Below are 13,506 nucleotides of genomic sequence, written 5' to 3' on the forward strand. Positions count from 1 at the left end.
TCTCCAGCGACGGTGGCGGGACGATGCTGGCTCCGTTCCCGGTGAACGCTCGACTCGAGAGTTGCCCACAGACGATCGGTCCCGACCGAGAGAGGGGCGCGGAATTCCGGCAAAATAGGTTTCCGCCAAGCGACCGTCCCGAACACATGGCGACGACCGAAGAGCTCTCCAGGTTCGTTCAGGCGGTCTCCATCGAAGCGTTCTCCGAGGACACGCGGGAGGAACTGAAAAAGCGCATACTCGATTCGGTCGGGATCGGGATCAACGCCCTCGGGGCGGAGCCGGTGGACGTCGTCCATCGGACGGTCCAGCGAGCGAACCCCGGCGACGACTGCACGCTCTGGGGGCGTGGCGAGTCCGCGTCGCCGGTCGGCGCCGCGATGCACAACACGGCGCTGACGCGCTATCTCGACTTCATGGATTCCTTTCTCGCGCCCGGCGAAACGCCCCACCCGAGCGACAACATCGGAGCCATCGTCGCCGCAGGCGAGGCCGTCGACGCCTCCGGCGAGGAACTCCTCGAGGGGATCGGCGTCGCCTACGAGGTTCAGGGCGAACTCGCCTGGAACGCGCCGGTCCGGGACAAGGGGTGGGACCACGTGACCCACACGGTCATCTCGGCGGCCTGCGGCGTCGCGAAGGTGCTCGACCTCGACGCCGAGACGACCAGGGACGCCATCGGCATCGCCGGGACCGCCCACAACGCCCTCCGCGTGACCCGCACCGGCGGCATCAACGAGTGGAAGGGCATCGCATCGGCCAACGCCGCCCGTAACGCCGTCTACGCGGCCCTGCTGGCCAGTGACGGAATGGAGGGGCCGAAGAACCTCTTCGAGGGACAGAAGGGGTGGAAACAGGTGATCAGCGGCGAGTTCGAGGTCGACCTCGACCCCGGCTGCACGAGGGTGCACGACGTCATGACGAAGCGGTACGTCGCCGAGACGTACGCCCAGTCCGCCGTCGAGGGCGTTATCGAACTGGCCGAACGGGAAGATCTCACCGGCAGCGACGTCACGCTCGTCGATTTAGAAACGTTCGCCGGCGCGAAGCTCATCATCGGTGGTGGCGAAGGTGATCGCCACACGGTCGAGACGAAGGCGCAGGCCGACCACTCGCTCCCGTATATGTTAGCAGCAGCGCTACTCGACCGGGAGATGGGCAACGCACAGTACGGGCCGGAGCGCATCACCCGCGACGACGTCCAGTACCTCCTCCGGCACGTCACCGTAGAAGCGAACGAGGCGTTCACCGAACGGTTCGAAGCCGGGGAGATGCCCGCTCGCGTGACGGTCGAACTCGAGGACGGCACCACCCACGTGGTCGAAAAAGACGCCTTCCAGGGCCATCCGACGAACCCGATGCGTTGGGATCAGATCGAGTCGAAATTCCACGACACGGCCGGCACTGTCCTCGACGATGGTCGCCGAGACGACGTCGTCGCGACGGTCAGGGAGCTGGAATCACGGACCGTCGACGACCTCGTCACCCTGTTGACGTGACGACTCGTACTCTCAGAGAGACCTGACTGTTGCCCCCCTCACTAAGCAGACAGCGATCGAGTCTGCTACCGGATTATGGTAGATCGCACGTTCGAGTTCCTGCATCACAACGAGCGCGAGGAGAAGCCTCGAGAGAAGGGAATCACGGAGATCCGGGGGCCGTACTACGACCCGATGGGGCCGCGCGAACTCCGCGATATACTGGAGACGATGGGGCAGTACGTCGACATCTACAAGTTCAGCGGCGGATCGTTCGCGTTGATGCCCGAAGCGGCGGTGACGGAGTTGATCGACGTCTGCCACGAGTTCGACGTGAAGGTGTCCACGGGCGGGTTCGTCGAGAACGTCCTCATCCGTGACAACGACAAAATCGAGCAGTACTTCGAGGAAGCCGAACGGCTCGGCTTCGACATCGTCGAGCTATCGAGCGGATTCCTCGCCATCGGTACCGACGACATGGTTCGAATGACGGAACTCGTGGCCGACGACTACGAGATCCAGCCCAAACCGGAGATCAACGTCCAGTTCGGCGCTGGCGGTGCCACCGACCCGGAGATCTTGGAGGAGCAGGGCCAGCAGGATCCCGAGCAGGCCATCGAAGAGGGTCGTCGGCACCTGGAGGCGGGCGCAGACCTGCTGATGGTCGAGGCCGAAGGTATCACCGAGGAGGTCACCGAGTGGCGAACGGACGTCGCCTACCAGATCGCGAACGAACTGGGGATCGAGAACCTCGTGTTCGAGGCCCCGGGCCCGGAGATGTTCGAGTGGTACATCAAGAACTTCGGTCCCGAGATCAATCTGTTCGTCGACAACTCCCAGATCGTCGAACTGGAGTGCATGCGCTCCGGCCTCTGGGGGAAGGCGACCACCTGGGGGCGAACCGTCACCTGGAAAGGCGACGACGAATAGCCGAACCGCAGGTCGGGACCACCGAGTCGGCGAATCGGTTCCGTCACGCGTTTCGGTGCGTTCCGTTTTGCGGATCGAGAGACGTGGCAGTGAGACGGATGGTTTTCGAGCCGACCGACAGGCCGGGTCAGCCACACCAGGGGTACCGAGAGGAAGACCGCCGGGCCGCGTTGCCCCTCGAGGATCAGGGCACCCGGTGGGGAGCGCACCGCACCGAGAACGCCGTCGATTTGGAGCGTGTACTCGCCGTCCCAGAACAGGTGCTGCTCGAGCACGGTGAAGAGAGTGGAGTCACTGGAGACTGTCAGTCCGCACCTCACAATCATCAACTCCCGGTAGTTGGCCAGCATCTCTGGTCCGAATACGGGGTGGAGTAACGAGCATAGTGAGTAGTACGGTTCACCATCGTGATAGAACATAACGTACGGTGAGAAGGTTCCATATTGGGCAGCGGCTTTTCAATCGCTGCGCGTTAATACAGTGTATGGACAGGAGGAAAGTTTTGGCTTCTATCGGACTTTTGATTTCGTGCGGATGTTCGGGAACGGACGTTCCGAAAGATACTGAGGGTGATCGTGGAGTTTCCGAGAATGCTACTGGTCTAAATACTAGTAGAAAGAAGACGACTGATCGTGTCGACTCGATCTGGGTCGAAAATTACGACCACAGTAGTCATAAAGTGAATATTACCGTAATAGGCGACGAAGAAGAACAAATATATAACCAGAAGTACCAGATCCCTGGGAAAACAGGGTTTGAAGTGCCCGCTGTTGGGCAGAACGGATCCGAGTACGAGATCGTTGCCGAAATCAATGGGAGTATAACGCAATCGTTCGATTGGGACGTGAAACGCTGTGAACGTGGTGAAACAGACACTTCCGGAGGCAATACTGATGCAGGAGTTATGATTTCTGAAAACGAAATGAGGGTTGCGAGGACTGAGTGTGACGTGGCTAGTTTTGGGATGCAAAATATAGACTACGGAAACCATACTGAATTCAGCATTGATGACGATAAATCGGAGGAGGCGTAGACGAGGGAGCCCACTGACGCTCCTCGAGATTCCGCGTTTTGACCTCCCCCACGGTCTGTCGGTCGTGAAATCATCCAAGGGGATTTCCGCCGAGCGAGACAACCGAAATGACACCACGACTACGCACCAGATACCACCGAGTCCGTGTCGTTTCGAGAGCCCCTTTTCGCCGACGGGGGCGGAAGTGCGACCTCGCGTTTTTGTAGCTGGCTTACTTCAACCAGTACTGTGACCGTGCGAGACGACAGGATGCCGAGGCCCAGTGCGGCGGCTGATACCCCGCACAGTGAGGAGTTAGCTCCGGAATCGGCCAGCCGTTCAGCGGTCGACGAGACGGCCGCCAGTGAGGAGGCCGAGCCGGTTCGTGAAGCCGCTACCAGTACCAGTAGTAGCGGTTCGGCGATGGACGGCCGCGACGTCGCCGTTTCCGTAACCGGTCTGCGCAAGCGGTTCGGCGACGGTCCGGAGGCGATCACCGCCGTGGACGACGTCACCCTCGACATCGAAACCGGGTCGATCGTGGGACTGTTAGGCCCGAACGGGGCCGGGAAGACGACGCTCATCAAATCGATTCTCGGGATGGTGCTGCCGGAGGAGGGGACCGTTCGGATTCGGGGCGTCGACCTCCACGATCGGCCACGAGAAGCGTACGCCCACGTCGATGCGATGCTCGAGGGGGCGCGCAACGATTACTGGCGGTTGACCGTCCGGGAGAATCTCCGGTACTTCGCCACGATCAGCGGCGTCGATCCGGATTCGGTGAGCGAGCGCCACGACCGGCTGCTGGCGCAGTTGGGGCTCACGGAGAAAGCGGACGTTCCCGTCCGCGACTTATCGCGCGGGATGAAGCAGAAAGTGTCGTTAGCGAGCGTTCTCGCGGGGGGAGCGAAGGTCGTGTTCCTCGACGAGCCGACGCTGGGGTTGGATATCGAGAGCTCGCGGACCCTCCAGCGGGAACTACGACGACTCGTCGAGGAGGAGGCGCTGACCGTCGTCCTCAGCAGTCACGACATGGACGTCGTCGAGACGGTGTGTGATCGCGTCCTCGTGATGTCCGACGGAGAGATCGTCGCGGACGACACCGTCGATGCCCTGCTTCACGGGACCGATCTGCACCACATACAGATCACGAGCGGCGATCTCGACGCGGCGATCGTTTCGACGCTCCGGAACAGATTCGACACGATCAGCGTCGAGTCGCGCGATCGTGGCGCCCGGATCGACGTGACGACGGATAGCGACGGGCTCTACGAGTTGCTGGATCGACTCCGCGCCGAGGACGTGACACTCGAGCGCGTACGGACGATCGAGCCGGACCTCGAGGACGTGTTCGTCGACCTGACGACGGTCGAAGGGAGGGATCGATAATGTCACACGGTCGTGACGCGGCCGCCGCGCCGCGGAAGGCGGGCTACTCTCACCTCGCACGTGCCGTACTGTACCGCGAGGTTCTGCTCTTCGTCCGCTATCCCGCGAACGCGATCGGCGGTATCGTCGTCTCCCTGTTCTTCTTCGGGGTCCTCTTCTACGGTGGGCAAATGGTCGCCGGGCAAGCGCTCACCGACTCGATCGAGGGGATCATCGTCGGCTACTTCCTGTGGACGCTGTCGGTGGGCGCGTACTCCTCCATCTCGAACGACATCGGGAGCGAGGTGCAGTGGGGGACCCTCGAGCGCCACGTGATGTCGCCGTTCGGATTCGCGCCCGTCGTGCTACTGAAAGGGGTCGCGAAGATCGTTCGGACGTTCATCACCTCGACGGTGATCCTGGTGGTGATGATCGGTATCACCGGGACGACGCTCGAGTTGCATCTGTTCACCATCGCCGTCATCGCGACGCTTAGCATCGTCTCGGTGCTCGGGCTCGGGCTCGCGGCCGGCGGCGTGACTGTCCTCTACAAGCAGATCGGCAACTGGCTCAATCTGCTCCAGTTCGGGTTCATCGTGCTCATTTCCGCGCCCGCGTTCGACCTCGGGTGGATGCGGTTTCTCCCCCTCGCCCTCGGCAGCGCCCTCCTCCAGCGCACGATGATCGACGGCGTCCGGCTCTGGGAGTTCGCTCCGACCGAGCTCGGGCTGCTGTTCGGCATCGCTGTCGCCTACGTGGCGCTGGGGTATACGGTCTTTCAGTACGCGACCAGCCGGGCGAGACGACTCGGCGTTCTCGGCGATTACTGACCGGCACCGCCCCATCGAACGATCAGTACAGGCTGTCCACTTCACAACCGACTCTCAGTGACTGATCGCTTGAGACAGTGTTCTACTCATCCATTCTGAAATCTCCGAGAATATCCTGTGGTCCCCCACATATATTTACGCTCATCCGGGATAAGTACACTATGAGCGATACGCAAAACCGTAGGAGAGAACGGGTATTGATACGGGTCGGAGGACTGGCCTTCGTAATTCAATTAATCGTGTTTCAGAACAGTCTCGGAGTGATGAGTAGTCCGGGAGTTTCTGGAACGCTTCGAGACATTTTAAGTGGTGGATTGTTGCTTGTGGCAGTGGTTTGCCTCGTCGGAGGGGTGTATCTCCGCCAGCGTGGTTCGTGATGGATACGCACAGAGAGTGTGCAGTGTTTTCATGAGTGAATATCTCCAAAAAAGAGGGATTCGACAGATCTTTCCGACTTCGTATACTTTGGAACTCCGTTCGATAGCAGTCCAGTTTCCTCGTCGCCGCACCGACGGTTGAACCCTCGCTGACGAACGGTCGTCTGAAATCGTCGTCTATCGCCGAGGAGAATTACGACGGACTCGAGGGCTCAGTTCCCGAAGTACTGACGATCGTCGGTTCGAGTCACGGTTCCGGCGAGCGCGACGTGATTCGGAACGGCATCGTCGATCGGCTGATGGTCGCGTTCGTGAACCGGTATTCGACGACTTTCTGCGATCGGTTATTCCCCCGTATCATAATATTTTTCAACAGTGTTTTGAATAGGTAGCTCGACGACACAGGTCGAACCTCGAGCGTCAGCAACCGGTACGACAGCCGCTCTCGCGTTCCACGGCTCGAATCGGACCACTGCGACAACCGTTGAGCGGCCAGCTTTCGGTAGAGAACGCCGCAAACGCAGGCCGTCCGCCGGTCAAGCAGAACGGACCACCGTCTCCGGTCTCCTGCAACGGACGAACGGCGACGGGCCGCTCGAGACAGCCGCCGACCGCCAGGCCCGTGTCCGATGCCCGGCCGAAACTGGGTCCGCTGGGCGACGGCCGTAACGCGCTCGAGTGAGGACTGCCTCAGTAGTCCCGGTCGCCCCGCTCGTCCCGCTGCCGTCCCCCGACAGAGTGGTCGAACGGCCTGCGGAACTGGACCGGTGCGATCCAGTTCTCAGTTCGCAACCCGGTTCGTGAGCTCGATCGTTTCGACGAGTTCGGTGTTGCGCTCGATGTCGAGGTCGCGCCTGAGTTCGACGTGACACGTATCGACCATCGTGTCGACGAGTCGCTGCCGGTCGTCGTCACCCTGGTAGCGCCCGCCCAGGTTATCGCCGGTGCGGATCTCGAGCGACCAGTACTGGCCGGGGTAGGCGGTCCGAAACATGTACGGCGAGTCGTGGAACGCCAGCCGGACGGCAAACGCCGAGAGGTCGACGTCCTCGCCCTCGTAGCGGTCGGGCATGTGCTCGTCGTCGAGCACGACCTCGATGATGTCTCGCTGTGGGTGACCGACGCCGGGTTCCGGTCGCTGTTCGTTGTTGTAGTGACCCGCGGACATCGTGTTGCCGTACTTCGACGGGCCGACCCACCAGATGACCGCCCCGTCGAGGTGGTACGGGACCGGGCCGGTGTTCTCGAAGACGAGAACCTGATGTCCGCTCCAGCCGTCGGCGTGAACTTCTGCTGTGACGTCCATGGGCGCGTTCGCAGTGAACCCGTCACCGCCCAGCGGGTCGCCGGTCACGGGATGGACGTCGTTCGCGATGGTATCGAGCAGCTGATTGTCGTGGTTGTACAGGATTTCGTCCGGGAGGGAGAAGTGCGAGTCCCAGTCGTCCCGGTGCTGTGGCTGGTTGTGGACGGCATCCCGTTCGGCGACTTCCTCGTCTGCTTCGCCGATCGCGTCCGTGGGCCACTGTGACTGGACGAACGTGGACGGATCGTTGGTCGCCGCAGTCGGGCCGGCCGTCTGGTCCCACGCCACGCTGCGGCCGCTGCCCTGGAACGTCGGCGTCTCCGTCTCCTCGGGCAGTACCGAAAGCCACGGCAGGAGCTGTGAACTGGCGTGTCGCGGAAGGCCGGCGTCGTCGAACTGCTGGACCCACGGGAGCGCCTGCGTGCCTAGCGATCCGAACTCGAGGGAGCCGTCGTCGACGTTGTTTCGAATCGCGTCCGTGTCCGCACCGTAGTCCGATGCGTCGTCCGGCATCCAGATGTCGAACAGTTCGGGCACGTACCGCTCGTCGTAGTCCTCGTAGAACTCGACGATCGTGGTGTCGGCCGTGATGTCGTCGGGATCGGCGTCTCGCTCTTCGATGCTGACCGTGGTGGTCGCGGCGTCCGTGCGACCGTCGGTATCGGTGACGACGAGTTCGACACCGTACTCGCCGGCCTCGTCGTAGGCGTGCTCGACCACGTCGCCAGCGGCTTCGGTGCCGTCGCCGAAGTCCCACTCGTAGGCGTCGATCTCGCCCGTCGAGTCGGCGGCGTCGAACACGATCGACTCGGTCGGCGCGACCGGCGTCTCGCTGACGGCGATCGACGCCGTCGGCCCCTCGGGCGGCGTCGGCTCCTCGGGGACGTCCTCGACGCGTTCCCACGGCCCCCACTCCCGCGAGCCGGGTTCGTCCCCCCGGGTCCACCACTGGGCTTCCCAGACGGAGCCGTCGTGGACGACCCGGTCACCGCTCGTGTAGACGGTTTCGGCATCCCACGCGGGAACGTCGTCGGCCGCAACGGTGCCCGCGCCGGCGAGCGCGGCGGTAAGTAGCGATACATCACGGAGAACGGTTCTGCGCGTTCGTTTCATTGGCTGTGTGGTACGGTGATCAGTGCTCGAGCGATACTACTCCGCGGTGAATCCGTTGAAGTTCTCGGAGAACTCGAAGGGCTCCTGATCGACGCCGCTGTGTTCGGAATCCAGGCCGTTTCCGGGGTTGTCGCGTTCGATCGACCAGAACGACAGGAGACCGATATCGTGTTCCTCGGCGTACGACCGGACCTCGGCGGCGTCGTCGGGGTAGAACGGCTCGCCCGAGTTCTGGACGCCGATCATCGGCGTGATGCCGATCATATCGTACAGCTCGGCGTCCGATTTGTCGGGGAACCACTCCTGGAGCTGGTCGTGAGCTCCCTCGGCGCACTGGATGCAGTTCTCGGCGCTGGTACGCACCCAGCCCCAGTTCATCGTCATCAGGTTGACGTACTCGATCTCGACGCCGTTGTCGATCGCGTTCGTGATGATTTCGGTGTCCGCGATGCCGGTGACGCGCGTACGGACGGTGTAGCCGACGTGGACATCGGGACGCCGATCCTGTAGGATCGACAGCGCCTCGTTTCGCAGGTCGACGACGCTCCCGTTGGGTGCCTCGTCGTCGATGTCGATGTACGGACAGTCGTACTCGTCGACGACCGACTCGAACGCGTCGGCCAGCGCGTGCGGATCGTCGTAATCCGACGCGAGGTAGTTGCCGGTCGCCCCGCCGAAGGAGATGATGGCCTGACCGCCCCGCGCCTGGAGATCCCGGATCTCGTCGCCGAACGACGTCTCTCCGACGGCCTGGTTCGGGTTGCCGTCCCACGCCGGCGTTCCATCACCCGTCCCCAGCACGAACGCCAGATGGAAGTAGTTCGTTCCGGCCAGATCGGCCCACTCCGCGGGCGCGGTGGTCGGGTCGGTGTTCATGTGGTGATACGGGGCGAACACGCTGTCCGGGATTGCCCCGGTGTCGCCCGGTGGCGACGCGTGCTCCTCGACGGAGACGGAAACGGAGTCGGCGTCGGTCGCGCCGGCGGCATCGGTGACGGTCAGTTCGACGGTGTACTCGCCCGCCGTCTCGAACGCGTGCGAAACGACCGCACCGGTGGCCCCGGTGCCGTCGCCGAAGTCCCAGCCGAACGACGTGAGGTCGCCGGCCGATTCGCCGGCATCGAACTCGACCGTCTGCCCCGGCTCGGGCGCCGCGTCGCTGACGACGATGGACGCGGTCGGTCCCTCGGGCGGTTCGGGGTCCGGGTCGTCGGGTGCGTCCTCGATCCGTTCCCACGGCCCCCACTCGGATGCGCCGGGTTCGTTCCCTCGCGTCCACCACTGGGCCTCCCAAATGACCCCGTCGTAGCCGACCCGATCACCATCCGTGTAGACGGTATCGGGGTCCCACTGAGGCGGCGATTCGGTCGCACTCACCGTCGTCGCACCGGCCAGTCCGGCGGTGAGCGTCGATACTGTGCGAAGCAGCGTGCGGCGTGTCGGTTTCATTGTCTGTTGGTCGCGACTGTGTCCGTCGACTGTCGCTACGGTCGTCCCTCGAGCGACGCGAACGGCAGTGCCCCGTGAAAGCGTACGACTCGAGGTCCAGCGTAATATTTATCGTTATTATATATAATACTTTGTGTGAGAAAATAGAAAATATACGACTCGCTAGTCCGTGTACCGACCGTGAGCGGGTCCGCCGGTCGCACGAGTCGGGACGAGGGACAGACGGATCGCAGCGCTTCCATGCGCGTAGCTGCCTGCCGGCGTAGACACCGACTGGCGCTTGCGGACGGGCAGGACGCAAGTAGTACGCGGAGGTGTACGCACTCGAAGACACGGGTTCTCGAGCAGGGGCGGCCGCTGCGGACGAACGGGTCAACAGTCCGTGACGTGTGACCACCGCCAGCTATCGTGACTCGGCGGAACCGTCATCACATCTATCGTGGCCTCCCAGACGGCACCGTCGTAGGCGACACGATCGCCGGTTTCGTAGACCGTCCCGTTGTCGTACGCCGGATAGTCGCCGCAGTCGCCGGGCGGATCACCGGTGCCGTCGGCGGTGACGGCGACCGAATCGCTGTCGCTCCCGCTGCCGCCAGTCACGGTCAAGATCGCGGTGTACTCACCCTCGTCGTCGTAGCTGTGAGTCACCGTCTGACCGGTCGCCGAGGCACCGTCACCGAACTCCCACTCGTAGACATCGATCGGTCCGGACGAGTCTCCCCCGTCGAACGTGATGGTCTCTCCCGGTTCGACGGTCGTCGGTGACGCGTCCGCAACGGCCGTTACTTCCGCCGGTTGGTCGCCGTCCTCGCCGACGAGGTTGGCGGCGTCGACCCGGCCCGCACCCTGTTCGTTTGCGGGAAGTCCGACGTCGACGGCCGACTCCTCGAGCGCGGAACGCAGTTCGCTTGGCCCCCATTCGGGGGTGGCTGCCAGTCCGAGTGCGGCGACGCCCGCAACGACGGGCGACGCCATCGACGTTCCCGACAGGCTCTCGTAGCCGCCGTTTGGGACGGTCGAGAGGACGTCGACGCCCGGTGCTGCGACGTCGATCTCCGGGCCGGTGTTGCTGAAGCGCGCGAGGTTCTCCGAGGAGTCGAGTGCCGACACAGCGACGCAGTTCGAGTACGCCGCCGGGTAGGAGACACAGTCCGTACACGGACCGCCGTTCCCCGCTGCGGCGATCGGCAGCGTCCCGTTGTCGTACGCGTAGTTGATCGCGCGTTCGACCACACCGCTTCGCTGTGGCGCGCCGAGGCTCAGGTTGATGATGTCGGCACCGTTGTCCACAGCCCACTGGATACCGTCGGCGATGTCGCTCCAGGAACCGCCGCCGTCGCCGAGGACACGCACCGAATAGAGGTGCGAGTTCGAAATCCCAGCAACCCCATCGCCGTTGTCCGTGGTCGCCGACGCGATGCCGGAGACGTGTGTCCCGTGCTCCGCTCCGCGTGCGGCCGGATCGTCGGTGTCGCCTGCGGGGTCGGTCCCCGGATTCGAACCGAACTGGTCCCGAAGATCGGGATGGTCGTAATCGGTGCCCGTGTCGACGACGGCGATCGTCACGTCCGCCGAGCCGAGCGTCGTTTCCCACGCGTCCGGCGCGTTCACCTGCTGGGGGGCGTACTGCTGGGAGAAGTCGGGATCGTCGGGGGTGCGCCGGTCCGTGTCCACCTCGTCGAACGCATAGTAGGTCCCGTTCTCCTCGACGAACGCCACACCGTCGGTTCGCTCGAGGCTCCGAACGACGTTCGACCCCGCTCGTGTGCTCGCATCGTCGGGTACCTCCACGGCGAAGTAGCCGAGCGTATCGTTTCGGTGGACGACGCTTGCGTCTGCGGGGAGTTGGGTCGTTACCGTGCGCCGTACGGATGCCGTACTCGTCGTCGGAGCCGTACTGACCAGCAGTTCGTTCGGTTTCGGTCCCGGATCGCGTCCGGGCTGTGCGGCCGTCAGACCGCCGAGTGCTGTGATACTGCCGATCGCTCCGAGGCTCCGGAGTACGTCCCGTCTGTCGGGGCAGTCTGGGTTGTTTACCATACTACGTTCCCGATATATATGATCTTAATATTTATATTTTATTAATTTAAATAATTGTCAATAATACACAAAATGAGAAACGGGCGGGTGTCAGGTCCCGCTTCGAAGGACGGCACCCGTTCGGTCGTCGCTCTCCGTCCCACCGCCCACCGCCCGATCGAACGAGGGTGCGACTACCTCCGGCAATCGAACGGTGACACTGACGGGGCGCGGTGACGGCAGTCCGTTCGCGGATCGATCGTGGCTAGCTCGACCCGTCCTCGAAGTCGTGGTAGATCTCCGAGAACGTTCCGTCGGGGTCGTTGTACAGCGCCCAGTAGGACAACAGCCCCATTCCACGGTCCGCCGCGAACTCGACGATCTCGCGGGCGACGTCGGGCGTGACCGACTCCTCGCTGACGTCCGGGGTGTTCCCGAGCATCGCCCAACACTCCGCGGTCGATTTGGTAGGATACACCTCCTCGAGGAACGCGACGGTGCCCTCACACGCCGACACGATCTTGTCGGACGTCGTCGGATTCATCACCATCGTCATGATGTTGACGTACTCGAGGTCGACGCCCTTCTCGGCCGCGTCGCGGACCCACGTTCTGGCCTGCGCGTGGCTCGACTCCGCGATTCCGTTCTCGTCCGCCGGAACGGTATAGCCCACCGTGACCGCCGGACGCTCGTCCTGTAACAGTGCGAGTGCCTCGTTGCGCAGTTCGTAGATCGGCTGATCGCGTCCAGCGGCGTTCTCGTCGTCGATATCGATGTGCGTGACGCCAAACGTGTCGAGGATCTCCGCGTAGGCGTCTTTCAGTTCCGTGGCGGAACCCGCATCGCGGGCAACGGTTCGGCCTTGCCAGCCGCCGATCGAGAGCCACACCTCGATGCCTTCGTCCTGCAGCGTCTGAATCTCGGATTCGTACCTCGAGAGCGGCTGCTGATCACACGAGCCCTGATTGCAGCCCGTCAGCCATCCGGGGGTGACGTCGCCGTCGTCGGTCGCATCGCCGAGGAACGAGACGACGACGCGATCGGTCGCGGCCTCGAGCGTGCCGTCGACGATATCGCCCCACGTGCCCTGGTACGGCGCGAACGCGCCGTCGACGGTGATACCGTCCCGATCGCCGACGGAAACCGTCGTGGACGTCGAATCCGACTCGCCGTCGTCGGTCTCGACGGTCAGCGTCACCTCGTACTCGCCGTCGTCGTCGTAGGCGTGTGTCACGACGCCACCCTCGGCGGTCGTTCCGTCACCGAACTCCCATGCGTAGGAGACGATCTCGCCAGTCGAGCCGGTGCCGTCGAATTGACCGACCTGTCCCGGATCGAGCGTGGCGTCGCTGACGGCGATCGATGCCGTCGGTCCGGGATCGGACGCGTCGATTTCATCCCACGGCCCCCATTCGCCGCCGTCGCCCGGTTCGTTCCCGCGTGTCCACCAGTTCGCCTCCCAGACGGAGCCGTCGTGGACGACGCGATCGCCGCTCGTGTAGACCGTGTCCGGGTCCCACTCGGGGTACTCCTGTGCAGCCGCAGCGGTGTTTAGTCCAACGCCCGCAACGATGGCGGACAGTGTCGATGCAGTACGCAGTACGGATCGTCGTGATCGTTTCAT

At 63.3% G+C, this 13,506-nt stretch carries 9 protein-coding genes; 5 read left to right on the top strand and 4 right to left on the bottom strand.

The genetic code is table 11. From position 1 onward, the window contains the following. Positions 1-146 precede the first annotated feature (146 nt). The 5 genes from BMX07_RS17140 to BMX07_RS17160 all read left to right on the top strand — a co-directional run bounded on the left by BMX07_RS17140 (position 147) and on the right by BMX07_RS17160 (position 5,618). A complete protein-coding gene (locus BMX07_RS17140) occupies positions 147-1,499 on the top strand; it encodes an MmgE/PrpD family protein (RefSeq protein ID WP_090620143.1) in 1,353 nt (450 codons plus the stop codon). A gap of 75 nt (positions 1,500-1,574) precedes the next feature. Further along, positions 1,575-2,408: a phosphosulfolactate synthase gene (locus tag BMX07_RS17145; protein WP_090620146.1), complete on the top strand. Its 834-nt coding sequence runs from the start codon at positions 1,575-1,577 to the stop codon at positions 2,406-2,408. A gap of 484 nt (positions 2,409-2,892) precedes the next feature. After that, a complete protein-coding gene (locus BMX07_RS23875; protein WP_139210941.1) occupies positions 2,893-3,441 on the top strand; it encodes a hypothetical protein in 549 nt (182 codons plus the stop codon). Between the two features lie 249 nt (positions 3,442-3,690). Beyond that, positions 3,691-4,809: an ABC transporter ATP-binding protein gene (locus BMX07_RS17155; protein ID WP_090620154.1), complete on the top strand. Its 1,119-nt coding sequence runs from the start codon at positions 3,691-3,693 to the stop codon at positions 4,807-4,809. Then, positions 4,809-5,618, top strand: a complete 810-nt coding sequence (locus tag BMX07_RS17160) for an ABC transporter permease (RefSeq protein ID WP_090620157.1) — start codon at positions 4,809-4,811, stop codon at positions 5,616-5,618. Before BMX07_RS17155 ends, BMX07_RS17160 begins: the two co-directional genes overlap by 1 nt. Before the next feature lie 1,158 nt (positions 5,619-6,776). Here the strand turns inward: BMX07_RS17160 and BMX07_RS17170 are convergent. The 4 genes from BMX07_RS17170 to BMX07_RS17185 form a co-directional block, all read right to left on the bottom strand. Continuing rightward, positions 6,777-8,414 carry a PKD domain-containing protein gene (locus BMX07_RS17170; protein WP_090620164.1) on the bottom strand — a complete coding sequence of 546 codons (1,638 nt, stop codon included), beginning with the start codon at positions 8,412-8,414 and terminating at the stop codon, positions 6,777-6,779. Positions 8,415-8,450: 36 nt separating this feature from the next. Next, positions 8,451-9,863 (bottom strand): PKD domain-containing protein, encoded by a 1,413-nt coding sequence (locus tag BMX07_RS17175; RefSeq protein ID WP_090620168.1) that lies wholly within the window; start codon positions 9,861-9,863, stop codon positions 8,451-8,453. A 372-nt stretch (positions 9,864-10,235) separates the two neighbouring features. After that, positions 10,236-11,903, bottom strand: a complete 1,668-nt coding sequence (locus tag BMX07_RS17180; RefSeq protein ID WP_090620171.1) for a S8 family serine peptidase — start codon at positions 11,901-11,903, stop codon at positions 10,236-10,238. Positions 11,904-12,147: 244 nt separating this feature from the next. Next, positions 12,148-13,506, bottom strand: a complete 1,359-nt coding sequence (locus BMX07_RS17185; RefSeq protein ID WP_090620174.1) for a PKD domain-containing protein — start codon at positions 13,504-13,506, stop codon at positions 12,148-12,150.

This window comes from Natrinema salaciae (genome assembly GCF_900110865.1).
GTDB classification, from domain to species: Archaea; Halobacteriota; Halobacteria; order Halobacteriales; family Natrialbaceae; genus Natrinema; species Natrinema salaciae.